General features: G+C 46.5%; 20 protein-coding genes and 1 pseudogene. 9 read left to right on the forward strand and 12 right to left on the reverse strand.

The genetic code is table 11. The features are described 5' to 3' along the window. The first annotated feature begins 167 nt into the window (after window positions 1-167). Both QMA41_RS09840 and QMA41_RS09845 read left to right on the forward strand, forming a co-directional pair. Window positions 168-944 (forward strand): SDR family oxidoreductase, encoded by a 777-nt coding sequence (locus QMA41_RS09840; protein ID WP_031343434.1) that lies wholly within the window; start codon window positions 168-170, stop codon window positions 942-944. Window positions 945-948: 4 nt separating this feature from the next. Then, entirely contained in the window at window positions 949-1,944 is a 996-nt protein-coding gene (locus tag QMA41_RS09845; protein WP_281629519.1) for an AraC family transcriptional regulator, read from the forward strand. On the opposite strand, the gene QMA41_RS09850 is transcribed toward QMA41_RS09845, so the two are convergent. Further along, window positions 1,941-2,846 carry a LysR family transcriptional regulator gene (locus QMA41_RS09850; RefSeq protein WP_021455300.1) on the reverse strand — a complete coding sequence of 302 codons (906 nt, stop codon included), beginning with the start codon at window positions 2,844-2,846 and terminating at the stop codon, window positions 1,941-1,943. The two genes, QMA41_RS09845 and QMA41_RS09850, sit on opposite strands and share 4 nt — an antisense overlap. Before the next feature lie 126 nt (window positions 2,847-2,972). On the opposite strand from QMA41_RS09850, the gene QMA41_RS09855 reads away from it, so the two are divergent. The 4 genes and pseudogenes from QMA41_RS09855 to QMA41_RS09870 all read left to right on the forward strand — a co-directional run bounded on the left by QMA41_RS09855 (window position 2,973) and on the right by QMA41_RS09870 (window position 6,102). Further along, the gene (locus tag QMA41_RS09855) at window positions 2,973-3,536 is read left to right on the forward strand and encodes a nuclear transport factor 2 family protein (RefSeq protein ID WP_281629520.1); all 564 of its coding nucleotides are present in this window, start codon (window positions 2,973-2,975) and stop codon (window positions 3,534-3,536) included. A gap of 13 nt (window positions 3,537-3,549) precedes the next feature. Then, window positions 3,550-4,512: an NAD(P)H-dependent oxidoreductase gene (locus QMA41_RS09860; protein ID WP_281629521.1), complete on the forward strand. Its 963-nt coding sequence runs from the start codon at window positions 3,550-3,552 to the stop codon at window positions 4,510-4,512. Window positions 4,513-4,620: 108 nt separating this feature from the next. Further along, window positions 4,621-5,490 carry an alpha/beta hydrolase gene (locus QMA41_RS09865; RefSeq protein ID WP_281629522.1) on the forward strand — a complete coding sequence of 290 codons (870 nt, stop codon included), beginning with the start codon at window positions 4,621-4,623 and terminating at the stop codon, window positions 5,488-5,490. A 150-nt stretch (window positions 5,491-5,640) separates the two neighbouring features. Further along, window positions 5,641-6,102 (forward strand): annotated as a pseudogene (locus QMA41_RS09870) (GNAT family N-acetyltransferase). A 57-nt stretch (window positions 6,103-6,159) separates the two neighbouring features. Here the strand turns inward: QMA41_RS09870 and QMA41_RS09875 are convergent. Then, the gene (locus QMA41_RS09875; protein ID WP_281629523.1) at window positions 6,160-7,065 is read right to left on the reverse strand and encodes a LysR family transcriptional regulator; all 906 of its coding nucleotides are present in this window, start codon (window positions 7,063-7,065) and stop codon (window positions 6,160-6,162) included. A gap of 225 nt (window positions 7,066-7,290) precedes the next feature. On the opposite strand from QMA41_RS09875, the gene QMA41_RS09880 reads away from it, so the two are divergent. Next, complete coding sequence (locus tag QMA41_RS09880) at window positions 7,291-8,553, forward strand: hypothetical protein (protein WP_281629524.1); 1,263 nt, start codon at window positions 7,291-7,293, stop codon at window positions 8,551-8,553. Between the two features lie 52 nt (window positions 8,554-8,605). On the opposite strand, the gene QMA41_RS09885 is transcribed toward QMA41_RS09880, so the two are convergent. Then, window positions 8,606-9,031: a VOC family protein gene (locus QMA41_RS09885; protein ID WP_281629525.1), complete on the reverse strand. Its 426-nt coding sequence runs from the start codon at window positions 9,029-9,031 to the stop codon at window positions 8,606-8,608. Between the two features lie 133 nt (window positions 9,032-9,164). Here QMA41_RS09885 and QMA41_RS09890 point away from each other — a divergent pair, with 133 nt between their 5' ends. After that, window positions 9,165-9,800, forward strand: coding sequence for an START domain-containing protein (locus tag QMA41_RS09890; RefSeq protein WP_281629526.1), 636 nt, complete (start codon window positions 9,165-9,167; stop codon window positions 9,798-9,800). A gap of 3 nt (window positions 9,801-9,803) precedes the next feature. On the opposite strand, the gene QMA41_RS09895 is transcribed toward QMA41_RS09890, so the two are convergent. The 9 genes from QMA41_RS09895 to QMA41_RS09935 all read right to left on the reverse strand — a co-directional run bounded on the left by QMA41_RS09895 (window position 9,804) and on the right by QMA41_RS09935 (window position 22,272). Further along, window positions 9,804-10,952 (reverse strand): DUF1501 domain-containing protein, encoded by a 1,149-nt coding sequence (locus tag QMA41_RS09895; RefSeq protein ID WP_281629527.1) that lies wholly within the window; start codon window positions 10,950-10,952, stop codon window positions 9,804-9,806. Window positions 10,953-10,963: 11 nt separating this feature from the next. Continuing rightward, window positions 10,964-12,322: a DUF1800 domain-containing protein gene (locus QMA41_RS09900; RefSeq protein WP_281629528.1), complete on the reverse strand. Its 1,359-nt coding sequence runs from the start codon at window positions 12,320-12,322 to the stop codon at window positions 10,964-10,966. A gap of 127 nt (window positions 12,323-12,449) precedes the next feature. Beyond that, window positions 12,450-12,764 carry a DUF2834 domain-containing protein gene (locus QMA41_RS09905; RefSeq protein WP_171351575.1) on the reverse strand — a complete coding sequence of 105 codons (315 nt, stop codon included), beginning with the start codon at window positions 12,762-12,764 and terminating at the stop codon, window positions 12,450-12,452. Window positions 12,765-12,781: 17 nt separating this feature from the next. After that, complete coding sequence (locus tag QMA41_RS09910; RefSeq protein WP_281629737.1) at window positions 12,782-13,786, reverse strand: S66 peptidase family protein; 1,005 nt, start codon at window positions 13,784-13,786, stop codon at window positions 12,782-12,784. Between the two features lie 98 nt (window positions 13,787-13,884). Next, complete coding sequence (locus QMA41_RS09915; protein WP_281629529.1) at window positions 13,885-14,526, reverse strand: alanyl-tRNA editing protein; 642 nt, start codon at window positions 14,524-14,526, stop codon at window positions 13,885-13,887. Window positions 14,527-14,528: 2 nt separating this feature from the next. Further along, window positions 14,529-14,993: a GNAT family N-acetyltransferase gene (locus QMA41_RS09920; protein ID WP_095571143.1), complete on the reverse strand. Its 465-nt coding sequence runs from the start codon at window positions 14,991-14,993 to the stop codon at window positions 14,529-14,531. A 110-nt stretch (window positions 14,994-15,103) separates the two neighbouring features. Further along, window positions 15,104-17,284 (reverse strand): 1,4-alpha-glucan branching protein GlgB, encoded by a 2,181-nt coding sequence (glgB, locus tag QMA41_RS09925; protein WP_064486751.1) that lies wholly within the window; start codon window positions 17,282-17,284, stop codon window positions 15,104-15,106. A gap of 253 nt (window positions 17,285-17,537) precedes the next feature. Continuing rightward, window positions 17,538-19,718 carry a 4-alpha-glucanotransferase gene (malQ, locus tag QMA41_RS09930; RefSeq protein ID WP_038160438.1) on the reverse strand — a complete coding sequence of 727 codons (2,181 nt, stop codon included), beginning with the start codon at window positions 19,716-19,718 and terminating at the stop codon, window positions 17,538-17,540. Between the two features lie 100 nt (window positions 19,719-19,818). Further along, a complete protein-coding gene (locus QMA41_RS09935; protein ID WP_281629530.1) occupies window positions 19,819-22,272 on the reverse strand; it encodes a glycogen/starch/alpha-glucan phosphorylase in 2,454 nt (817 codons plus the stop codon). Window positions 22,273-22,828: 556 nt separating this feature from the next. Here QMA41_RS09935 and malT point away from each other — a divergent pair. Next, entirely contained in the window at window positions 22,829-25,537 is a 2,709-nt protein-coding gene (gene malT, locus QMA41_RS09940) for an HTH-type transcriptional regulator MalT (RefSeq protein WP_038160445.1), read from the forward strand. Window positions 25,538-25,569 lie beyond the last annotated feature (32 nt).

Here is a 25,569-nt window from a genome sequence, read left to right on the forward strand (position 1 = left end):
GGGGAAGAAACCACTGAGTTTTTTCGCGATACAGATCAAGACTCGATGGCACAATTCGCGAGTAAGCTGTCATTATCTGCCAGTGCGTGGCGCGATCAGATTGCTTAATATTTCCTCAACGACATGATGCAACCTAGCAGAATGGCAGTCACAGTGAGGAAAAAGAGATGATAGAAACAGCATTAATCACAGGTGCTTCTGGCGGTATAGGCCTAGAGCTAGCGCGTATACACGCTGAAAAAGGTCGAGATATGATTTTAGTCGCCCGCTCTGAAGACAAACTTAACGAGCTTAAACAAGAGCTCGAAGCGAAACATCAGACGCAAGTGTATGTCATTGCTGAAGATCTGTCCGATCCTCTTTCCGCTGATCGTATTGCCGAGAAAGTTAAAGAGTTAGGACTTGAGATCGACATCCTCATCAACAACGCTGGCTTTGGTGGCCATGGTCTTTTCCATGAGCGCGAATTGAGTGCCGATCAAGCGATGATGCAAGTGAACATGATTACACTCACAAACCTTACTCATCATTTTTTACAAGATATGGTCGCACGCAAGCGCGGAAAAATTCTCAATGTTTCTTCCACCGCTTCCTTCATGCCGGGCCCGCTGCAAGCAGTCTATTACGCAACTAAAGCCTATGTTACTTCATTTACTCAAGCGATAGCCGAAGAAGTCTCTGAATACAATGTGACTGCCACTGCTTTATGCCCTGGTGCGGTTGATACCGGCTTTGTTAAAGCAGGAGATTTAGATGGGCTCGATGTGTGGAAGAATGCCAAATCTCCGCGATCTGTCGCTGAATGTGGCTATAAGGCGATGGAAAAAGGTGAGTTGGTCGCTTTTAATGAAACAGGATTGAAGCTTATGCTTAACTGGGTGGTCCCCCTACTACCACGTAAGACTGTGCTAAAAATGTCACGTCAATTTATGGAAAAAAACTGACACCATGAAAAGAGCCAACAAATTTATCATTGCGCCCAACTGGAAGTTACTGCTCAGTGATATGCAAATTGACCCTGCTGATGTTCTCAAATTCGCAGAGTTACCCGCCGACCTGTTTAACCGTGAGCACGCCAGTTTGGCGCCTCACGAATATTTCCAGCTTTGTCACGGAATGGAGCAAGCCGCCGGGGAGCGTGAAGTTCCATTGTTACTCGCGGAAAACTTTTCAGTGGAGTCATTTGATGCTCCTGTCTTCGCCGCGATATGTAGCCCGAATATGAATGTGGCACTCAGGCGTCTGAGCCAGTACAAGCCACTGATAGGACCGATGGTTTTGACAGTCAATCAGGCAAAGAGCTTTACCGAATTGACCACTAGCTGTTACGGCCACCGTGGTCCACTGCCTCGTGCGTTGGGACTGATGGAGTTAGTATTCTTTACGCAACTCATACGCGCCACCACCCGTGAGAACATCAAGCCCACTCGCTTGTCTCTGCCTGAACTGCCTGAGAAATTGTCTCTATATGAAGACTATTTCGGCTGTGCAATAAGTAAAGGAAAAAGCGTGAGTATTCGTTTTTCAGCGCAGGACGCCGCACGTCCCTTTCTGACTTCAAATTCAGCCATGTGGGAGTTTTTTGAAACCAAACTCAACCAGAAATTAGCTGACTTAGATCAGTCCGCCTCAACCGCTGAGCGCGTGAAGGCAGTTCTCTTAGAAGCCTTGCCAAGTGGGGACAGTTCTATTGAAGGTGTTGCTGAAAAACTAGCGATGAGTAAGCGCACACTCCAGCGCAAGCTCAGCAGTGAAAAAGAGAGCTTCCAGGTATTGCTGCAAAATGTGCGTGCTGAGCTAGCCGACCATTACTTAGAAAAATCTCAGATGTCTCTAGGGGAAATCTCTTTTCTTCTCGGTTTTCAAGAGTCTAACTCCTTTATTCGTGCCTACAGTTCGTGGAAAGGTGTGTCACCGGGCCACTTTCGCGAGCAGTGTCATTAATTTGATAACGCGCTTTTCTCCAGCAGGAAGTCAATCAGGACTCGAACACGTTTAGCTTTTTGGGTGTTCTTATGAAAATAAACGTAGAGCCCAGAGTAAGGAGCCCAATACTCCTCAAGTACTGGTACTAGTTGTTTAGAGGCAAATAGATCTTCCACCATAGGATCGACAATTCTGCCAATACCTAAACCTTTTAGCGCGGCATCCAGCATTAACCCGGTATCATTAACAACTAGGGCATGAGGCATTTCCACCGTTAATCGTTCCCCCTGATTACTAAGCTCTAAGGGTGCAAGTTGATTAGAAGAAATAAATCGATACTGGACGAGTTTATGTTGCTTGAGAGCTTCGGGTGTGTCAGGCATTCCGTACTGCTCAATGTACTCCGGAGAGGCAAACAAAGCTTCCCTCATCGCTGGCGTCAACTGCCTCGCGATCATGCCTTCTTCGACGCGATCACCAAAGCGAATACCCAGATCAAAACCTTCATTGAGAATATCAATTGCCGCATCAGAGATAGATATTTCCAACTGAATATTGGGGTAACGCTGGCAGAACTCCGCGTATATAGGCTGAAGTAGATATTGATACACAAACCTTGGGGTTGTCAGCCTGACTTTGCCGGACGGTACTTTGCTAAGATCACTGATACTCTCAAACGCCAAACTCAGATCTGACATCGAATCCGATGTCCTCAGATGCAACAAGCGCCCTGCTTCCGTTAATTCAATACGTCGAGTTGTGCGAGTAAACAAAGGCAGTCCCAGTTGTTCCTCCAAGGCTTTCAATGCATTACTCACAGAAGGTGAAGCCATTTCAAGCTTCTGCGCCGCTTTTGTAATACTTCCTTCACGCACAATGGCATGAAAAACCGTTAACTGATTGAAGATAGTGCCATTCATCTCAAACCCTCCAATTATTAGCTCAAGACTAACAATTATTTAGATAAATACCATCTAATCATTACGAATCAATTCTCTTAGACTGATTTCCATACCAACAGTAATCACGTAATGAGTGAGGAAATCATGTTCAGAACCATCAAATCTGTCGCTCTTCTAGCAAGTACTATCGCCTTTTCGAATTCCGTGTTAGCGCAGTCAGGAGCCGAAAACATGTCAGCAATTCAAGACGCCAAAGCGATTAACAATGCCAAACTTTGGCCAAAACCCGACAACCCAGTAGCAGCTGGCTCTGAAAACAGTGAAGCACTCAAAGTCGTGCAAGGTTTTTTCGCCGCTTACGCCAAAGGTGACCTTGAAGGAATAAAACAATATGTCTCTGAAGAGGTGGAATGGCACATTCCCGGCCGCCACTCCTCAGCAGGCACAAAACGCGGCATCACCGAATTTACCGAGTTCTTTGGCAAACTTGGGCAGGCAGGATTTAAAGCGGAAGTCATGATTCTTGCGGCAAATGATACCTATGTCATTGATGCTCACCGTGGGTTCAGTACGGCTGCCGACGAAAATATCGACCTGAACTGGATTCTTCTCTACCAAATTGAAGACGGTAAGATCAAACGCGTTCAAAATTTTTCAGGTGATTTATACACCTCTGACGCTTTCTTTAACGCATTTTTTGCTCAGTAACGGGAGAACCATCGTGAGCCAAGTATTAGTCATTTCAGGTCATCCTGATCTTAACGCTTCTTATACCAACACCGTTATTTTGGAGCAGATTCAAAGCAATTTGAATGATGTGGAAGTACGTTGTCTCGATAGCCTTTACCCAGACTATCGAATTGATGTAGTCGCTGAACAACAAGCGATGTTAGCAGCGGATGTTATTGTGCTTCAGTTCCCATTCTATTGGTATGCGGTTCCCGCGTTAATGAAGAAATGGATCGACGATGTCTTCAGTTTCAACTTCGCTTATGGGCCTGAGGGTGACAAGCTGAAAGGTAAAGACTTCATCTTATCCTTTACTGTAGGCGGCCCTGCTGAAAGCTATGACCCGCTGGGCTACAACCATTTCACGGTTGAGCAGATGCTTCATCCTTTGCAGCAAACCGCTTATCTTGCTGGAATGAACTACCGTCAACCTATCTACACCCATCGCATGGTTTACATTCCAAACGTATATAACGAGTTGGAGGATGTTCAAGCGCGCGCAAAAAATCATGCAGAGCGTCTGTGTTCGCAAATTTCGGAACTACTGACTTCACCAACAACACGAATTAATAAATTTATCACCGAATGGTTTGCAAGATTTGACGTATTACCAGAGGACAGCGATTTCTTTACGCGCCATCTTGCACGAGACCTCACCCTTTCAATGCCTGAAGGACAATTCCTTGGTCATGAGGGATTTCGTGATTGGTATCGAATTGCATTAGAAACATTTAAACCCAACTGTCAACACTTGGTAGAGCAAATCGAAGTCATGCCCAATGGCGATAAGTTTGACGTAAAACTACGAGTCCGCTTACTGGCAGACACTTATCCTGATTCCACCTTTGTCGGTCAGTCGGTGAACATTTTGGTCGACGAAACTTGGCAAGTAAGCTTCGACACACAAGGTGATGTTCTTATCCACAATTATCTTGTGGCACCTGTCGTGAGTTAATCACCAAGAAGTCCCTGCTTTCGAGCCGGGGCTCTGGTTATCTTTTCTACCGTAGATGTATCAAGCATCTGAAAATACTATTTAGTCAGCCAAATAAAGAGCATGCTCATGAAATCTATCATTCTAAATACTCAAATCGGAACACTGGCCGCCAACCTGTATCTTCCTCAAGAAATCAAACAGACACCACCCGTCGTTATTGTCACTGGTGCTTGGACAACAGTGAAAGAACAGATGCCCGCGGTTTACGCCGAAGCTCTAACTAAACAAGGTTTTGCCGCTATTACTTTTGACTTCAGAGGCTGGGGTCAGTCGCTGGATGAAGTTAAATATCTGGAAGAACCTGCAAGAAAAATAGAAGACATACGAGCGGTTATTGATTCACTCGCTCAACGCAAAGATATCGATGGCTCAAACATTTTTGGACTGGGTATTTGCGCCTCCTCTGGCTACATGCTGGATGCAGTAGAATCAAACCCGCACATCCGAGCTGCGGCGGCTGTCGCTCCTTGGCTACACAACGCCGACTTAGCGAACGCTATCTATGGCGGCGAAGCCAGTGTTCAAAACCTCATTCAGTTAAGTGAAGACGCTGCACAAGGTGAGCAAGCAGTCTACATTGAAGCAGCAAGTACGACAAATCAGAATGCGTTAATGTACCAAGCGCCATACTACACAGAAGCCAATCGTGGACAAGTGGCTCAATATGACAATCTGTTCAATGTCGCTTCTTGGAAAGGCTGGTTAACTTATGATGCGGTTTCCGGTGCAGCAGAACAGGACAAACCTATTTTATTGGTTGCTTCTGAGGACATGGCTTTACCTGATGGGACGCATCAGTATCTGGCAAATGCCAAAGATAACGTAAGTGCTATTTGGTTGGAGGGCGTTTCGCAATTCGATTTTTATGATGTGCCCGTGCATGTAGAGAAAGCGACTCAAGCAGTCGCACAGCATTTCCGCAGCCACATTAAGTAAATTCAGCACGACTTCCACTGCATCAAGCCCTGAACTTATCCGGCGGGGCTTTCTTCTCATTTAGTATCACAATTACGACACATCCGAGTTGCCTTTTCTAAGCCAACATCGCTTACTATCAACTCTAATTAAATCAAGGCGTTGAAATTAGTGTCTATTCAGCTACTGCCTATCTCCGAGCAAGAATTTCCTGAGGTTTTTCCTGTTGTAAAACAGGCGCTTTATGAGCATGTTGATTCTGTGTTTGGCTGGGATGATCAGTTCCAGCAGCAGCGACTGTCTACCGACTATCAACCAGAATGGTTTCATTGAGTCGTTAGCAAACAGAACAAAATCGGGCTAGTGTGCTTCAAACCTTACGACACCGCTTACCACATTCACTTGTTGATCCTCTTCCCTCTGTATCAAAATCAGGGGTTTGGACAAGTGGTCATGCAGCAGATCACCACTCTCACTAAAAGTGAAGGCCGCAACGAAATCACGTTATCCAGCTTTACTCGCAACACCAAAGCGATCCAGTTTTACACTCGATTAGGCTATCAAGTCACTGAAGAAGATGAATGTTTTGTCTCAATGACATTAGATCTTGAACAGCAAAAAATGGATTACTGATATGCAGATAGAGACACCGAGACTCCTCCTAAGGTCACGACTATCCAAGGTATACAATCAGTTACCAAGTAGCCGCTCTTTCATTTGCTTACTGTTGAAGTCGTCGATCAGTCGTTCTTTGAACGCACGCAAACGTGCTACTTCTCTCTGCTCTGATTTTGATAACATCCAGATATCGTGTTTGATTTCCGGTTCACATTTGGGAACACGAACCAATGTTGGTTCTTTGTCGGCAATAAAGCACGGCAAGAGCGTAATCCCCATGCTCTGCTTAGCGGCTTCTAACTGCATCGCGCTATGGTTCATTCGACACGAAATAGATAAATGACGCAGAGGGGAGTCATTAAAAATAGGGCTTTCTTTGCCTAGCTCTCCCCAACCTATCAGTTGAGCGCTGGAATCTGACATCCAAGGATCGTGTTGCTCAAGGTAGCGTGGTGTAGCGTAGTAACAGATGGCAATTTTACCTATGATCCGCCCCACTAAGTGCTCGGGAGGCATTTGATTCATTGGCATAATCCGCAGCGCGATATCGACTTCATGATCACCCAAGTCCAGCACCTGACTCGACAAAACCACTTCGGCGTTGATATCAGGATACTGCTGACTGAACATAGCAATCGTCGGCATCAATAAATGGTTGGCAATCGCATCCGCAGTTGTAATACGAATTTCACCGCTGTATTTGGCGTCTTTCCCTTTGAGCTCGATCTCTGCTTGTCGTAGTGACATTTCGGCTTGCTCAGCATAACGCTGCAAGCTCTCCCCTTCAGGAGAGAGTGTGTAACCTGAGGTACCTTTACGAAATAGAGATACTCCCAGACTTTTCTCTAGGCTAGCAATTCTACGAGTAATAGTTGAATGGCTGACATTAAGACTTGCTGCAGCCGAGCGTGCACTGCCAGCACGCATTGTCTGGAGAAAAATCGCCACATCGCTCCAGTCCATGGATGAATTTTGCACCATCATATTCCTAACTAAAAGTAACTCATCAACCCATTAACTATAATGCTTTGTTAATAAATACAGCTAGAACGTACAAGTGTGATATTGATCTAAGTCCAAATAACCTTTTCTTATGTGGTGCAAAAATGCACCACAGACGTGCATTTTTCTATCTACTCACTCTCCACAATTATTCCTAATATCAAAAAGCATCAATAAAACGCTCGTTCACTGGCGTATTCGTTGCCTGAGAAGCTAACCGATTCCAACCCAACACAACTGGTCGATATTCAAGGGGGAAAGATGTTCCAAGATTTTTCTAAAGCGCTACTGGATGAAATTCAGCGCCGAGAGATTGCAAAAACCAGAGCTAAAAGCAAGAAATTCCTAGCGCAAATCAATAAGCAACAAAACCTCAGTCAGGGGTTTCTATTGGTCAATCAATCCCAATACAAACGTGAATTGGCTGAACTGAAAGCAAAACTGAAAAACTCTACTTTCCAACAAACGCCTGAAGGTCAAATGTCGAAACTTATGCTGGCGATTTTGGAGAATGATACTGAGCTGGAAAAATATCTTGATAAAGATGTCGTCGAAGAAATTCACCATAAGGACTTGAGATGGGGTAGTGAAAAGCCTAAACCAAATACATCGAAAACCACAAAAGTGGGGACAGGTATACGCTACAGCGATCGCACTCGAAATCAGTTAAGTAGTTTACGTTTCAAGCGCAAACAGTTATTTCTGTTTTACAAACGCATTATTGAAGCTCAAGTTGCTCTGCGTGTCTTATGTGATGATGTTGTCTCAACCGTAGGAGGCAAGGTTTGCGCGCCTCCGGGGGCTTTCAACGGTATCAAAAGCTTTAACGGCGCTCTCAACAAAATTACCCAACGTGAACGTAGCGATGAAGTGGGAGACCTAAAAGACTGCGCGCGTATGACAATCGAGTTTGATAACCAGAAACAAATGTTATTGGCGAAAGCAAAAATTGCTCAATCTCAGGAGTTCTTGGCCGTCAAGGGCTACCAGAAAGCGCTCAAAGACCGATATTCAAGTGGCACACAGGAAGACGGCCTGCTCAAATTCAACTCCTCTGCACAGAAGTCTGGCTACAAGGATATTAAATTTTTCCTCAAAATGAGCAATGGCGTCATCGGCGAGCTGCAACTTAACACCAAAGATATGCTGATTGCCAAAGAGAAAGAGCATGTGATTTACGATATTTTGCGTGAATCGAAAGATCAAACCAAGCCCTATACCATCAGCAACCCCGACGTGGTGATTAAAATCCGAGAGCACATGAACGATGGGTGGTTCTCATTTATTGAAACTAAAGTCCCTGAGGTAAAGGAAGCATTAGTGCAGGTTAAGCAAATGGTGAAGAATATTCCCATGGGGATCAGCCCGACTCTGACTGTGATGCCCAAGCAAGCAGAAGCACTCAACAAAGTCAGCCTCGGCTTGTATGCCAAGGGCGAGCTGCCTGGTGCGCTAGTCGTTTAATCGCTTATAAAATAACTCAGCCCATAGCTTTCGCTATGGGCTTGTCGTTCAATCAAATCACCAAACTGCCATCTTCATTAAACTCCCAGCAGTCACCATAAGCGACTTCCCACAAATACCCATCTGGGTCTGAAAAATAACCGCTGTATCCACCCCAAAAGACATCTTGTGCAGGTTTCTCAAGCTTTCCTCCTGCCTCAACGGCCACACGCAGCACTTCATCCACTTCGTCTTTACTTCGCGTGTTGTGCGCTAAGGTTATTCCGCTAAAACCTTCCCGCATAGCAGCAAAATCCGGCGAGACATCGTCAGCTAGCGCCTCAAGAGGGTATATCGCCAAACAGGTTCCACGTGTTTTGAAAAATACGATCCCCTCTTCTGGCGTTTTAGCCGATTCGAGGCCGAGCTTAGTATAAAAGTCGAATGAGGCTTTGAGGTTACTGACGCCAAGCGTAATGATGCTGATTCTAGGTTCCATCGCAGAGATTCCTTTTATTTGTTTGTTCTATAGTAGCGTGGTGAAAACAAATACCCCCAAATGAATCCCATTTTTGTGTTTTCTGTAGCCCAAGTTTATTTTTAATTTATTCCGTGCCTATTTCTAAACAACAATGAAATTCTACCTAGCCACTCTCGCCATCGTTGGGTTTTCAACACCAGCTCAATCTGAACCTATTCAGCCATGGCAATTTGATAGCAGTGATAATGGCATTTCTATTTACATCAGAGAGCACACGGATGGGTTGGTTGAAGTGCGCGCAGAAATGTTTGCTCCCACCTCCTATGGCGCCTTTCTAACCTTATTGGAAGACAGTGACAATGTTCCAAACTGGATTGATAACGTTAGTCACAGCCGAGTGCTGCGGCAAATCAGCGAGACTGAAAACATCGTCTATACCAAGTTCGCAGCGCCTTGGCCTGCCAAGGATCGCGACATGGTGACTTATTCCAAATTCGTAATCGACGATGCCAGTTTTACATTACGTATCAAGGATGCGCCAAGCAACACCTTACCTGAGCAGGAGGATTACATTCGGATCACCCGGGTTAAAGCCACTTGGACGCTACAAAAACTTACTAATGGGACGACTCACATCGAGTACATCGCATTTGCCGATCCCGGAGGTGCGCTACCTGATTGGTTGGCCAATGATCTGGCAAAAGAGAGCGCTCGTAATACTTTCGAAGGCTTACGGCAGCAGCTCCCTCACTACCAGACTGCGACTCATCCAAAAATCAAAGAGTAACACTTAAACGAAATCAAACTTCCACGGTGGTGCCTGCTCACTTTGCGGAAAGATGGTCTCAAGTTTATCAGCACTGACCGATAGATGTTGGCCCAGCACGCCTTTAATCACAGAACGCATGTCAGTGGTTGGCTTGAGGTCTCGGCCTTGATACAGCTCGGCTTCTCCGAGCCCCGGCCAGCCACCAAGCACTTGACCACCATTAATAGCTCCCCCAGCCACCAGCATGACATTGGCCGTTCCGTGATCCGTACCTTTGGTGCCATTTTCACGCGCGGTTCGGCCAAATTCACTGGCCGCAATGACGACTGTACGTTGCCATTGCTTACCCAAAGCTTGCTTAAGTGCCGCTAAACCGCTGTCCAGTAGTTTCAGTTGATTACTCAGCCTTCCATTCACGCTGCCTTGGTTAGCATGAGTATCCCAGCCGCCAATTTCCAAGGCTGCGATGTTAGGCCCTGTTGGGTCAGCCAGAATTTCTCCGGTCTTCTGGGTCAAGGACTTGAACTGCTTACCGACGCCTTCATCACCGACTAGCTTGTCAATTTTCATCATGCTTTCAAAATTGGCAGACAAGGTGGCATCACTTTGAAATAGCTGCTCCAGAAGTTCGGTTTGCCGTTCTCGGGTTTTAAGTCGGTTCGGATACCAGCTATCAACACTCGCATCGCCTTGCATGATAAGCGGTAGGCCCGAATCAATCGCAATACCTTGATTTTGGCTTTCCAAGCTCAGCAACCGGTTTAGCCAACCTTCCCCATAAAACGGGTCTAGAGTGCCGTTTTCCAGTATCTTCTGGCCATCAAAATGAGAACGCTCACGATAAGGTGTGGCACAAGCGTGAACAAAGGTGATTTCTCGATTCTTAAACCATAGATGACATTGCTTCAAGGAAGGGTGAAGGCCAAAGTAAGAAGTCAGATTGAGTGACTGTTCAGGCTTGAGCCCAATCGAAGGTCTGAGCGAGGCGTACGATTTATCACCATGAGGCACGACTACATTCAACCCATCCATTGCTCCACGCAAAGATATCCAGACAAACAGATTATCTGAGCTCGTCTTGGCAAACACAGGCATTGGTAACAATGAGCTAATACTCAGCGCAGCAGCATTCTGGAGAAAACGGCGACGATTTAGCTGTAAATTCGACATCAAACTTCTCCCTAGCGATATTGAAACTGCGGACTGAGCCAGAGTAGCGACAGCTGCATCATGGGGTTCTTGGTTTTATTGAGCACTAAACGCGTATGCTCATCCAAATCAGAGTGATAAAGCCGTGTGATCACTTCATCGACCACTTTTTGCGGCTTGATACCTTTGGATTTGGCATTTTTTACCGTTTTCGCCGCCAGCATATTGGCGATTTGCAATCGCTGCGTGAGAGCAGATGGGCTGTTGTAATCCTTGTCTCTGTCCGGCCACCCCGCCGGAGAGCCTGGTTTGAATGGAGCTTGACCTAAAGCATTCAGCGCATTGAACACCTGCTTATCATTGATATCAATTTGTGCGCTCCGCAATACAGCAAACATCCACTCTTTATGCATCCTGTATCGCATCGGTTTGGCTGATTTCGCCTGCTCACTGTCAATCAAAACCCGATAAACGGGTTGTAAATCACCCTTTGATTTCAAGTAGGCATCCACCATTTTGTTTTGCAGCACGGGGGGCGTTTCACCAAAGAAATGCTGACATAGTTTTCGGGTAAGGTGTTTCGCCGTATCAGGGTGCAAAGCTAACGTTTTTAGGCAAGCCTCACCTTGCTCTGTCCCTTTCTGCGCATAAGTATTACCCATGACAGTCACGGCTCCCGGTTCATGCATATTGGGCACAAAGCGGAATCCAACATTGGGGGCTTTTAGCTTAATGCTCCAGCCCGAAATGGCCTTTGCCAGCTCAATCACATCCTGTTGGGTATAGCTGCTATCAACGCCTAAAGTATGAAGCTCTAAAATCTCTCGCGCTAAATTCTCATTGAGCCCTTTACCTCGTTTTTTTCCTAGCTTGGAATTAGGCCCCGTTGAAACCTGATTATCCAGATATATCAACATGGCAGGGTGTTTCGCCACCCTCATCAGCATATCGCTGAAGTTGCCATTCCAGTATTGGCGGACTACATCATTTTCGATTCGAGAAGCGAGTGGCATTAAGCGTCGATTATCCACTGAGATGGCGAAGTGATTACTCCAGAATTGAATTAAGCGTTCTTGAAAGCCGTAAGGGGTATACAGGCTCTGCTGATGCCTCGCTTCAACCTGCTGTCGATAGTGCTGGCGAAAAAATGCCTGAGTCTGTTTTTGTAGCTCACGCTTTTTCACATCGTCATTTTTAACTTTGGCGCGTTGGGCTTGGTTGTGACCAAACTGCGCCAAAATCTCTTCGGTGGTTGGCAGTGTCTGAATAGCAGGGTGAATATAGCCTGTTTCATCAAGCTGATTCGCCAGTGGCACAGTCTGTTGCCCGAGTCGGGGGCCAAAACCAAACCTTTGTTCCGCAAGGATTTTCGCGTCTGGGTAATAATTCATAACGTACTTCCTGATACGACATACAGTAAGTGTAATCAGAGTCCGTCAGAGAATAATGAGCTTTACATTGTTTTACCCTACGCAATGTAAAAGTTTCGTCTTTTGAAAACGACACATGCCAGTATCGTTACTCAGCCTCTAGCTGGCGCTCGCGCAAATAAAGGTAAAAAGGTAAGCCACAGGAAACACCCACACATAGCGTCGCAACAATAGCCCAATTACGCCCTTTTACTTTGAGACGTTTACCGTCAACAAGAATAAAAACAATCAGTGCGATCGCTGCAATGATGACGTCTAGCCAGGCGAACTGACTGAGAGGGTATGCCATTGCCTCAGACATCAACTCTGGAATATTCAAACCATGATGCAATAACCATGGTGCAAAGGCTGCATAGGGAACAGCCACTCCAATAACAGCTAGCACGAGATACAGCCTTGCCATTACTCTTCCCCTGTCAGTTAGTTAACTACCCATGGAGACGTGAGAGATATAGTTCCTTGATCAAAATCGAGCTCTGCTTCAACACCTAATGGTGTGACCAGCATAGGGTGCGTGTGGCAACTGTCGAAGCCATAAAGAATCGGGACTTTTTGACCGTTCAACACCTCATACAACACATCAAGAGGCGTGCGACCTGTCCCTTTGTCATCAAACAGCTCATGCTTACCAAGTACGATAGCAGCGACACGGTCAAACACACCGCAGAGCTTGAGTAGGTTGAAACTGCGCTCTACCACAGCAATGTTATGAAGAGAGTCTTCGATAAGCAGAATGTCGCCTTTACTAATGTCAGGCATGTAGGGACTTCCCCAAATCCCATTCATGGTGTTCAGGTTTCCACCAATAATACGACCTCGTACTTTCCCGTCACTAATAAACTGCCATTCATTGGCTGTCACAGGTTTAGCATTCACTTGGGATTCCCAGTCAATCATGACATCTGTCCAGACTTCTGGCATCTGATAGCGATACGGTAGCGAAGGTGCGGAGCATAGTATGGATTCAAACGAAGAAAAAGTGTCGTCAACCAGAGGTGGAAACTCGCCAAATGATGCAACCAAAGCAGGGCCATAAAAGGTGATGAGCCCTGTCTGAGCATAGATACCCAATAAAAGTGCCGTGACGTCAGAGTAACCAATGATGATTTTCGGATCAGCTTTCAGGGCCTCATAGTCAATATAGGGCAGTAAGGCATTGCTGTTAGAGCCACCAATAGTCGAAATAATACAGCGGACTTCCGGGTCACGAATCAAGACATTAAGTTCCTCGGCACGTTCTTGAATCGAACCCGAGCGATAGTGATCTGACTTTCCGGTTAACTTCCCGCTTTTGAGCTTGAATCCTTTGCTTTCGAGATACGTTTTAGCTCGTTGAAACCGACTCGGGGCAAAATAAGTAGCTGGTGACGAAGGTGAGAAAAATCCTATGGTGTCACCTTTCGATAAACGGCGCGGCAATAATATAGACAAAGCGGGTACTCCTTAACCCTAAATAATTTATGCCGAGTGTAACCAATCCTTGTGTTAATTAGCCACCGTTCAAGATAAAAATGTATGATAGATCAAACCACTAGGCGTATTTCTACCCGCTCTTTCCCTCGGCCAATATTCTTACGTTTCAACGCTATTTTGCCCACCTCAGAGGTTTTTCTCAGGTGTGTACCGCCGCATGCTACCTGAGCAAACCCTTCGACGCGCCAAAAACGCCTTTCATTCGCTTTATCCTCAAACTGACTCTCAATTAATTGACCTTTATTAATCAGGGCTTGAGCTTTATTTTCAAACTCTGGAAGTAGAGGGGAGAGACTCTCGGGCCAGACGAAGTCAATTCGGCTTTTGTCTTGACCAATATGCGCCCCAATCTTTTCGATATCAGGATAACGTTGTGTAAACAATTCAAGTATCACCTCTGCTGCAAAATGGAGCTTCATCAGAGCGTAGCGACGAGTCCAATTAATCACGGTAATAACCTCGTCACCAACCTGAAATGGCGGTTCTGCTGCTAGAGTGTAGGTAATCTCTGAACCCTGCTTTTGTGCGCACTCAACCTGAATGCCTGCGATTGTACCCTCATCACTTTCCTGACCGCCTGACTCAGCATAGAAAATGGTTTTATCCAGTCTGAGATTACGGCCCTCAATCCAACTGACGGTAGAAAGCAGCTCAGTTTGATAAGGATTTTCCCAGAATACTTTTACCGTCATGGTTATCGCCTCCATTCGTATAGAATGTCCGGCAGCCCTTCTTCGTTTTCTGCATCGCCGCCAATCGCAACAAAACCATGTCGCTCATAGAATTGCTGAGCTCGAATGTTGTTTTCGAACGTTCGTAAACTCAGGCGTCCTGACGACTGCTGTTTCGCCATTGCCAAAAGCTGGCTGCCGATCCCCATTGACTGAAACTTTCGATGGACATAAAGCTGATTGATTTCACTGTCATTAATGGCAACAAAAGCTACCGGTAGACGCGTCTCGTTGCTTAGCGCCACATAGATTTTATGCGTTTCAGGTAAGATGTGATTGAGGAAAAATGCCTGTGATTCAAAGGTATGTACCGGAGGGATACCAATCGCCTCCTGCATTGAATCTCGCCACAAAGACACGACATCATGAGTGTGGCCTGGCTTAAAAGTTGTCACTTCAAAGCGCTGTGTGGTTTGCGTCGTCTCCATTCGCTCTCGCAGTCCCTTTAACTATTCCATTCCCCCTACCTTAACGATTTAATCGCAAAAAACAAAAGGGCCAGTCGATTGACTGGCCCTTTCTGTTATCTGCATCAGCATTACTTCAGTTTATAGAACACCGTAGCTAATGGTGGCAGACTGAGGTACAAGGATTGAGGCTGACTTTCACTCTCAACCTCTTCTGTCACCACACTCTGTTTCACCTCATAACCACTGCCGTTATAGCGCTGGTCATCCGTATTAAGCAGCAGTTCATATTCACCTGCCAATGGTACACCTAATCGGAACTGATCGTGAGGAACAGGGGTAAAATTGGTGATAACCAGGATACGCTCACCATTATCGCTTAAACGTTCGTGGGCAAGAATCGAAGACTCAGCAGCATCCTGCAAACGCCATTCAAAACCTCGTGGCTCACAATCCAGTTCATGCATCGCACGTTCAGAGGTATAGAGCTTATTAAGATCTCGAGTTAGCGCTTGCACACCTTGGTGGCGTTCAAACTCCAGCAGGAACCATTGTAGCTGATCATCATGATTCCACTCCGCCGTCTGACCAATTTCAGCCCCCATAAAGTTGAGCTTCTTACCTGGCTGAGCGTACATGTAACCAAGGTAAGCACGTAAGTTGGCCGTCTGCTGCCACTCATCGCCCGGCATCTTATTGTGGATTGAGCCCTTGCCGTACACCACTTCATCATGTGAGAGCGATAACACGTAGTTTTCACTATGTGCATACACCAGTGGGAAAGTAATGGTGTCATGATGGTACTTACGGTGGACAGGATCTTCCTGAATGTATTGCAATGAATCGTGCATCCAGCCCATATTCCACTTAAAACCAAAGCCTAGGCCACCCATAAAGGTTGGGGCAGAAACCCCTGGGAATGCCGTCGATTCTTCAGCAATAGTCATCGCATTCGGGAAGTATTTGTACACTTCCTCATTCATCCATTTCAGAGTCGCGATGGCATCATAGTTTTCGTTGCCACCATCGACATTTGGAATCCACTGATCGTGGCTACGCGAGTAATCAAGGTACAACATGGATGCGACCGCATCGACTCGAATACCATCAATGTGGAATTGTTCAAACCAGTACAGAGCATTGGATACTAAGAAGCGGCGTACGTGCTCACGGCCTAAGTCGTAAATATAGGAATTCCAGTCCTGATGCCAGCCTCGGCGTGGATCAGGGTCATGGAAAAGCGGTGTTCCATCGAAATTGGCCAGCCCGTGATCGTCGGAAGGGAAATGAGCTGGAACCCAGTCTAGTACCACACCAATTTCAGCTTGGTGACACTGGTCGACGAAATATTTAAAGTCATCCGGCGAACCAAATCGACTTGTTGGTGCAAACAACCCAACAGGCTGATAACCCCAAGAGCCGTAGAAAGGATGCTCAGAGACTGGCATCAACTCAACATGGGTATAACCCATATCGACCAGATAAGGAATAAGCTGATCAGCCAATTCACGGTAGTTCAAGAAATCGCCATTATCATTGCGACGCCATGAGCCCGCGTGAAGCTCATAAAAAGACAATGCTTCCTTACGCTTTTCCGTGACTGGTCGGCTTTGCCACTGATTATCCTGCCAGTCGTAGCGAGAGTGATCATAAGTCACCGAGGCAAAGGAAGGGTATTGTTCTGCATACGCTCCCCAAGGGTCTGCCTTATGCGGCAGTCCTTCACCATTTGGCCCTTTCAGCTCAAATTTATACTGAGTCCCTTCTTCCAGACCTGGAATGAAAATGCCCCAGATACCGTAATCGAGACGCTGCATCGGTGTGCGTCGGCCATCCCACTGGTTAAACTCACCGACTAAGCTACAAGCTGAAGCATGGGGTGCATAAACGAGGAAGCGAATGCCTGAAATCTGCTTGCCATCGCGCTCAAGCGTAACAAATTGCGACCCCATATGATGGTACATATCTTTGGGCGTATGAAGGTCATCGTACTCGGCGTAGATAGTGTGGTATTGATATGGGTCATCGATCAGTTGCTCTTCGCCTCCCCAGTGAACAGCTAACTGATAGTGAGTAAATTTCAGATCGCGTTGTTGCTGCATGATAAAGCCAGACGCATCTTCGCGTACCAGCTCAACACGCTCTTCTCCTTCAATCACCAGCTCCACTTTGTCGGCACCGGGCATCCATACCCGAAGAGCACCGTGTTCCGGATCTAAGAAAGGCCCAATAAACGAAAATGGATCCGCATACGACGCATGTGAAAGTTGGTTATACACTCTGGTTTTTTTGTCTAGTGTTGCCGCTTTCAAGTTATTCTCTCCCTAACCTAACTTTCTAAAAAATCCCGAAAGTCTGCTTACTTTTGAGGTGGATAATTGCGGACAGGAACGCTGGTTGATAAGCGTTAAAATCGAGGCGCAACGTAAACAGCTTCTAGTTTTATAAAACAAAGCCCGCTAATGATTGCGGGCTTAATATAGCGTTCTGAAAGTTTACCGAATTCCGGTTTCACATAGAGTGATAGAGTCGATATTTTTCTATGTTATTCGAGATAAGATCCTGTTATTTACTGACCTTGGCACGCACTTCTGTCAACTTATGCGCAATGCGATTCACCCCTTCCTGAGCAAATACTTCATCTAGATTCATCGACAGTTTACGACGCCAGTTTGGATACTCCTCAACGGTGCCAGGAATGTTGACTGGCTTGTCCATTTCTAGCCAATCTTCTAGCTGAACACTGAGCAGAGTGGAAGAACCCGCAGCAACGTGCAATTGCAGCGCTTCTGCAAGATACGAGTCCATTGGAACGTATTGAGCATCACGCCCCACTCCTTCTGGCAGATAACCGTGCCATGCCACAGAGTCTAAAATGCCCTGCTTACATTCAAGACGATCAGCAAACAGGCCTTTTAACTGTTCTGGATCTGGGTACAGACCCAGCTCTTCGCCCATCTTTAAGTCGTCACAATGCCAGAAGCCACGTAAAGTCGGCATATCATGCGTACACAGCGCAGACATAGATTGCTCCGCGTAGTGCGCTGGTGAAATAAAGCCACCATCTTCCTCAGACGTTTCGAAGAAGAATACCTTGTAAGAGTGCACACCTGCTTCACGCAGAATTTCGACAATCTCATCTGGCACCGTACCTAGGTCTTCACCAATCACGCTACATTGATGGCGATGAGATTCCAGCGCAAGAATCGCTAGCATATCTTCAACTGGGTAGTAGATGTACGCGCCTTTCGTTGCGTTTTCACCTTTCGGAATCCACCAAAGTCGTAGCAAACCAAGAACGTGGTCAATGCGCAGCGCACCACAATGCTTCATATTGGCGCGTAACAATTTGATGTACGCATCGTAACTGGTTTCCTGAAGCACTTGTGGGTTCAATGGCGGCAGACCCCAGTTTTGACCTAACGGGCCAAGAATATCTGGTGGTGCACCAATGCTGGCATCCATCACAAGGTTACCGTCATCTGCCCAAGTTTCGGCGCCGGAGTCAGCGACACCAACCGCTAAATCACGGTATAGGCCAACAGACATGCCTTTCTCTTCCGCTAATGCCTGAGCTTCATTAATTTGGATATCTGCAACCCACTGCAGGTACATGTAGAGGTGTACTTGGTCATGGTTCTGTTCAATAAACTTCTGAACCGCTGTATTTTCAAAACGGCGGTACTCATCAGGGAACACAGGCCAACCCCAGACGTTGGAATCTTCAGCGTGCAGAGAAGCATGCAGAGCATCAAACGCTGCTTGATGCATCAGGCTGTCACCGCCTTCCTCCACAAACGCAAGGAACGCTTGAGCGCGCTCAGTGTTCTTGTCTAAGTGGCGCTTTTTGAATTCACTGAACAGCAATGGTAATACGCTCAGCTTGAGATCCGCCACTTCGGTGTAATTGACCCAATGCGATTCGCGAGCTTTTTGCAGACGTTGCTGGAATTCCGCGCTGCCAACACGTTGCTGCGCTTCAATACTCAATGCAAACTCAGGAACAGAGCTGACATCAATGTACATGATGTTCAACCAACGACGTGAAGACGGGCTGTAAGGGCTCGCCCCTTCGGGATTCGCTGGAAATAGAGAGTGAATTGGGTTCAAGCCAACAAAATCCCCGCCACGGGAAGCAATATCAGCCACCAATTGTTTCAGATCACCGAAATCACCGATACCCCAGTTGTGCTGAGTGCGTAAGGTGTAAAGCTGAACGCTCGGACCCCACATTTTTTTGCCACCCTCAATTTCGTCTTGCTTGAAACAAGATCTCGGCGTGACAATCAGAGTCATCTCATAAGGGGACTTACGACGCTTACGAGTGATGGTTAGCTTGTGGTAACCCCACGCTAAATCACTCGGCAATGCAAACACTAAAGGGCCACCCTCTTTACGCTCATCACGAACGATTTGAGACTGAAGATAGCCTTCAAGTACCTCTCCCTGCTCGGTATCTAAACGCCAGCTGAACTCGCTTTCACGAGCGCTAGCACCAAGATTTAGTGCCACTTCAACCGGATCACCATCACGTACTACCAGTACCGGATCCAGGACATCCTTCTTGTGTTTTTTCTCTGCCGATTGCAGAAGAGTTTCATCATTTGTCGTGTCGTAGCCTAAAGACGCCAGTAAGTAACGAATCGTTTCATCGTCAACTTTTGCCTCATCTCCCCACGCGCTAACGTAGCTGTCGACAATTTTTGCCATTTCAGCGACTTGTTTTAATGCGTTTTGTTCTTTCATCGCTCTCTCCGAAGGACTGAATACCTTCAACATGTAGGGTTTTTATTAATATGTAATTAAGAGAGCCAAGGCTTTGCAGCCTTGGCTTTATTGTTAGGAATTAGCGTTTAACGGTTTCTAATTTCCAGATGTTATTGACGTAATCTCGAATAGAGCGGTCGGAGCTGAACTTGCCAACTAATGCCGTATTCAGAATCGCTTTCTTGGCCCAACCCGCTTGGTCACGGTATTGCTTATCCATGTCTTCGTGCGCCTTCACATAAGATGCAAAGTCGGCCAGACATAGGTACGGGTCACCACCATCAAGTAGGCTATCGTAAGTTGCACGCAGTTTACCTGGTTCACCCGGAGTGAATTCTTCACCTAGCAATAGCTCCAGAGACGCTTTCAGTAGTGGGTCTGCGTGGTAGTAATCAAATGGGTTGTAACCTTGTGCTCGTAACGCTTCAACACCATCAACTTCTAGACCGAAGATGTAGATGTTGTCGTCGCCGACTTCTTCACGGATTTCAACGTTTGCACCATCCATTGTACCGATAGTCAGTGCTCCGTTTAGAGCCATCTTCATGTTACCTGTACCTGACGCTTCTTTACCCGCGGTAGAGATTTGCTCTGATACGTCAGCAGCAGGAATGATGATTTCTGCCATGCTCACTCGGTAGTCTGGGATAAACACAACTTTCAGCTTGTTGCCGATACGAGGATCGTTGTTCACCTTCTCAGCAATCTTGTTGATCGCATAGATGATCTCTTTCGCCAAGTGGTAACCTGGTGCCGCTTTAGCTGCGAAGAACACAACACGTGGCGCCATATCGAAATCAGGATCGTTCAATAGACGGTGGTAAAGTGACAGAATGTGCAGCATGTTTAGGTGCTGACGCTTGTACTCGTGCAGACGCTTGATCTGAACATCGAAAATCGCGTTGGTATCAAGTTCGATACCCATGTTTTCAGACACCCAGTCCGCAAGACGCTGTTTGTTCTCTTTCTTCACAGCCATGAATTCTTTCTGGAACTTCGCGTCATCCGCAAACTTAGCGATTTGCTCTAGCTGTTCCAGTTTTGCTGGCCATTCTGTACCAATCTTGTCTGAAATCAGTGCAGATAGACCTGGGTTACAGAATTTCAGCCAACGACGTGGCGTGATACCGTTAGTCACGTTGTGCAGACGAGTTGGATACAGTTCATCAAACTCAGGGAACAAGTCACGTTTAACCAGTTCAGAGTGCAGCGCAGCTACACCATTCACCGCGTAGGAACCGATAACACACAAGTTCGCCATACGCACCATACGGTGGAAACCTTCTTCGATAATCGATAGCTTTTGCTGTTTAGCGACATCACCCGGCCACTTCTGACGTACTTCCTGCAGGAACAGGTGGTTGATGTGGTAAATAATTTCCATATGACGAGGAAGCAGACGTTGAATCAGAGACTCACTCCACGTTTCCAATGCTTCTGGAAGCAATGTGTGGTTGGTGTAAGCAAACGTCTTTGAGCTAATATCCCAAGCCTCATCCCAGCCTAGACCTTTTTCATCGATCAAGATACGCATCAGTTCAGGAATCGCGATAGTCGGGTGAGTATCGTTTAGCTGAATGGTTTCGTATTTTGGAAGCGATGCCAGTGTGTGGCCAGCTTCTTCGTGGCGACGAAGAATGTCACGTACCGATGCTGCTGAGTGGAAGTACTGCTGCATCAAACGCAGCGTTTTGCCTTTCTCATGGTTATCGTTCGGGTATAGAACTTTCGTGATGTTGCCTGCATCGATTAACGAGTGCTGAGCTTCGAAGTAGTCACCATTGTTAAAGCTCGCTAGTGAGAATGGCGCAATAGCCTGACATTCCCAAAGGCGCAGTGGGTAAACCGTATCAGATTCGTAACCCACAATTGGCAAATCCCATGGCATTGCTTTTACAGACATACCCGGAACCCAGCGACGCTTCTCTTTGCCGTCCTCATGGTAAACTTCAACGTGACCGTAAAAACCAATTTCCTGAGCTAGCTCAGGGCGTGCAACTTCCCACGGATAGCCTTCAACACCACGCCATGCGTCTGGCGCTTCTTGCTGATGACCTTCTTGGAACGACTGTTTAAACAGGCCGTACTCATAGTGAAGACCGTAACCTACTGTTGGGAATTCTTGTGCCGCTAGAGAGTCCATGAAACACGCAGCCAGACGACCCAGACCGCCATTACCCAGTGACGGGTCACGCTCTTCTTCAAGCAGGTCTGTTAAATTTTGCCCCATCTCTTCCATTGCTGCTGTGATTTGCTCGTACAAACCAAGGCTGATCAAGTTGTTGCCTGTCAAACGGCCAATCAAGAACTCAAGAGATAAGTAGTTAACGCTTTTTGCGTTAAGGATTTTGTCATCCTGCTCCGTTTGCAGCATATCAAACGTAGTCAGCTCAGCCAGAGCTCGGCCCATTGCCAGATACCAAGCGCGGCTGTCAGCTTTTTCAACCGTCGTAGCGTACGTTGCGGTCAGATGCTTCTTGACGCTTTCCTGGAATGACGCCTTATCAAAATTTTTCTGTTGCGTAGGTTTCATTAGAGAAATCTCACTTATTGGGTTTAATCCATCTGAGACATATCGTGCATTGACACGACAACCAAAACATCCTCCCAAATACACGGCTTATTAGGAGGAGGATGAAGGGCGTAGAGGGCGTATGACCAGAGGCTCAGTGATCTAACTCTCAAATCAATTGGGCTCACACCTAAGCTCTGGTGATAAAGATCACACCATCAACGGATTTCACCTTAACGCTGATGTATGAATGTTAGGTGTCTGGATTCTCAATAAAATAATCAATATGTTCATCTGATCACATATTGAGCGGAAGATTTACGCAACTTTCATTGTTTTTGGTGCAGAAGGAGCTATAACTCTCACTTATAAAATCAACATAAGGTGACAAACATCACAAATAAAGGGCGTAGAGGCGGGCAAAGTGTGAAATACGCGAAAATCTGGTGGTTGATCAATAACTGTCGCTATTGTTCTCAAGTAACATCCCTGTCATTAGGTCTGATTGACTAAGTTTTAATCAACACACTCCGAATAGAATCTGGATTCGAGAGTGTTTAAGAACAGGGAAAAGAAGATGTGGATTCCTTCGAAATTAACCCGTCCGGGACGTTTACACAACGCAATTGTCCGCCCAAGAGTTCTCGATTTATTACAGCAAGCCCCCTGCTATAAACTGGTCCTATTCCGCTCGCCAGCGGGTTACGGGAAGACGACTATGGCCTCGCAATGGCTGGCTGATAAAGCCAATGCGGGCTGGTACAGTATTGATGAAAGCGACAACGATTCGTTCCGCTTTATCAACTACCTGCTACAGGCATTGAATAAGGCTACGCATAACGCTTGTCCAAATTCTCAGAAGCTGGCTGAAAAGCGCCAGTTCTCTTCACTTCACTCCCTTTTCAGCGAAGTGTTTGCCGAGTTCGCCAATTTTCATCAAGAGTGTTATCTGGTCCTGGATGACTACCATCTTATCTCTAACGATGATATCCATGAGGCGATTCGCTTTTTCCTCAAACACATGCCAGACAACCTAACTCTAGTTGTCACCAGTCGTGCGACACCGCCGCTCGGTACGGCTAACTTACGTGTTCGCGACCTGATGATCGAGATTGGTGACGAATTGCTGGCATTCGATACAGAAGAAACCACCCGCTTCTTTAATCAGAGAGTTGCAGATGGGATTGATGATACGACTGCTGACAACTTAAGAAACTATGTCGAAGGCTGGCCTTCAGCATTACAACTGATCGCGCTTCAGGCTCAACACCAACACAAAACACTGGCTCAATCCGCCGAGTCATTCTCTCAGTTTAACCATGCCCACCTTTGGGATTATCTGGTGGAAGAGGTGTTTGACCTACTGGATGCAGAAACACGCCTGTTTTTGCTGCAATGTTCTGTTCTCGATCACTTCAACGATGTGTTGGTTTCTACTCTGACAAAACGTGATGATGCCCTGAGCATGATTGAGTCACTCAATCGCTACGGCCTATTCATCCACCCACTTGAAGGCGAGCAAAACTGGTACCGCTTCCACAATCTGTTTGCTGAATTCTTATCCCATGAGCGCTCGGCACGTATTCCTCAGCAAGAGCAAGAATTGCATCAAACCGCTGCCAAGGCGTGGTTGAATTTATCCTCTCCGCATCAGGCGCTTCGTCATGCGCAAAAAGCGGGGAACCGTCAGCTTACTGCAGACATCTTGAGCCAATATGGCTGGAAAATGTTTAATGGTGGAGAATTACAAACGGTAGAAAAAGCGATCAACACCCTCGCCCCTGAGCAGCTCTATAGTGAGCCAAAATTGTGCATGCTTCAGGCATGGTTAGCGCAAAGCCAGCACAGATATAATGATGTTGGCGATCTGCTATCCAAAGCGGATGAGCAAATGAAAGCGCTCAATGTAACGCTTAGCACTAAAGAACAGGGCGAATTTAACGCTTTACGTGCGCAGGTAGCCATTAACCAAAATGAACCGGAAAAAGCGCTTGAGCTCGCTGAGTTATCTCTAGGACAACTTGATAGCACGGTTTACCGAAGCCGTATCGTAGCAACGTCCGTTGTTGGTGAAGTAAACCATGTGCTAGGTCATCTTAGCCGCGCATTGCCTATGATGCAGCAGACCGAAAAGCTGGCACGTCAGTATCAGGTTTACCATCAGGCGTTATGGGCGATGCTTCAGCAAAGCGAAATTCTAATTGCCCAAGGTTATGTTCAAGCTGCCTTTGAAGTGCAGGAAAATGCCTTCAAGCTGATCGAAGAGCAGCAGCTGCAGCAAGTTCCAATGCATGAGTTTCTGCTACGTATTCGTGCACAGATTTTCTGGTGTTGGAATCGTCTCGACGAAGCAGAAGAATGCGCCTATAAAGGCTTGGATGTACTGGGCAATCACAGCCCAAGTAAACACCTACATAGCTACTCTATGCTGGCACGCATCGCGATTGGTCGTGGTGAGCTGGACAAAGCCAACAAGTTCATTGAGCAAATTGTTCACCTACAGAAGCAGTCTACCTACCATGTTGACTGGACGGCTAACGCTTCGTTGTCTCTGATTCTGTTCTGGCAGGCACGAGGTGATATGGAAGCCATTCAACATTGGCTGGAAACCACACCTCGCCCAGAGAAAGCGTGTAACCACTTTACTCAATTGCAGTGGCGTAACATCTCCCGTGCACAGATCAATCTAGGTATGTTTGATGAAGCGGCTGAAACGCTTAAATTCCTTCAAGAACAAGCGAATCACAACAGTCTGGTCACGGACAATAACCGCAACCTGATTGTTGAAGCTGTACTGGCAACCACACAGCAAGATGAAGAGCGCGCCAAGTTACTGCTCAAACAAGCACTGGAACTGACGAATCAGACAGGTATTTTGGGTAACTTCCTCGTTGAAGGCGGCAAGATCGGTCATATTCTCGAAAAGCTGGTCAACAAAAATGAGTTGGGTGATCTTGAACGCCATCGCGCTCAGCAGTTGCTCAAAGATATCTCGACAACTCAGCGTAGCCGCTCGGTTCACTTTGATGAAGAATTCGTTGAAAAGCTGGTTAACCACCCGAATATTCCTGAGTTGGTTCGCACCAGTCCACTAACTCAACGTGAATGGCAGGTACTTGGCCTAATCTATTCTGGCTTTAGTAACGAGCAAATTGCTCAGGAGTTGGATGTAGCGGGCACCACAATCAAAACTCATATTCGTAACCTGTACCAGAAACTCAATATCGCGAATCGAAAAGAGGCGATAAAAACAGCAGAAAACCTCCTGCAATTAATGGGTTACTGATACTAGGCCCTCAATCTCAGCAAAAAGCCCTG

The sequence above is a fragment of the Vibrio sp. St2 genome (assembly GCF_947311885.1).
In the GTDB taxonomy this organism is placed as follows: Bacteria; Pseudomonadota; Gammaproteobacteria; order Enterobacterales; family Vibrionaceae; genus Vibrio; species Vibrio coralliilyticus.

Bases quoted from the DNA above. Each gene is read 5' to 3' on its own strand.
- QMA41_RS09915 (WP_281629529.1), bottom strand. From the start codon at position 14,526: ATGACGGTAAAAGTATTCTGGGAAAATCCTTATCAAACTGAGCTGCTT.
- QMA41_RS09900 (WP_281629528.1), bottom strand. From the start codon at position 12,322: ATGAATTATTACCCAGACGCGAAAATCCTTGCGGAACAAAGGTTTGGT.
- QMA41_RS09850 (WP_021455300.1), bottom strand. From the start codon at position 2,846: ATGAATGGCACTATCTTCAATCAGTTAACGGTTTTTCATGCCATTGTG.
- QMA41_RS09855 (WP_281629520.1), top strand. From the start codon at position 2,973: ATGTTCAGAACCATCAAATCTGTCGCTCTTCTAGCAAGTACTATCGCC.
- malT (WP_038160445.1), top strand. From the start codon at position 22,829: ATGTGGATTCCTTCGAAATTAACCCGTCCGGGACGTTTACACAACGCA.
- QMA41_RS09845 (WP_281629519.1), top strand. From the start codon at position 949: ATGAAAAGAGCCAACAAATTTATCATTGCGCCCAACTGGAAGTTACTG.
- QMA41_RS09865 (WP_281629522.1), top strand. From the start codon at position 4,621: ATGAAATCTATCATTCTAAATACTCAAATCGGAACACTGGCCGCCAAC.
- QMA41_RS09885 (WP_281629525.1), bottom strand. From the start codon at position 9,031: ATGGAACCTAGAATCAGCATCATTACGCTTGGCGTCAGTAACCTCAAA.
- QMA41_RS09920 (WP_095571143.1), bottom strand. From the start codon at position 14,993: ATGGAGACGACGCAAACCACACAGCGCTTTGAAGTGACAACTTTTAAG.
- QMA41_RS09840 (WP_031343434.1), top strand. From the start codon at position 168: ATGATAGAAACAGCATTAATCACAGGTGCTTCTGGCGGTATAGGCCTA.
- QMA41_RS09890 (WP_281629526.1), top strand. From the start codon at position 9,165: ATGAAATTCTACCTAGCCACTCTCGCCATCGTTGGGTTTTCAACACCA.
- malQ (WP_038160438.1), bottom strand. From the start codon at position 19,718: ATGAAAGAACAAAACGCATTAAAACAAGTCGCTGAAATGGCAAAAATT.
- QMA41_RS09895 (WP_281629527.1), bottom strand. From the start codon at position 10,952: ATGTCGAATTTACAGCTAAATCGTCGCCGTTTTCTCCAGAATGCTGCT.
- QMA41_RS09905 (WP_171351575.1), bottom strand. From the start codon at position 12,764: ATGGCAAGGCTGTATCTCGTGCTAGCTGTTATTGGAGTGGCTGTTCCC.
- QMA41_RS09935 (WP_281629530.1), bottom strand. From the start codon at position 22,272: ATGAAACCTACGCAACAGAAAAATTTTGATAAGGCGTCATTCCAGGAA.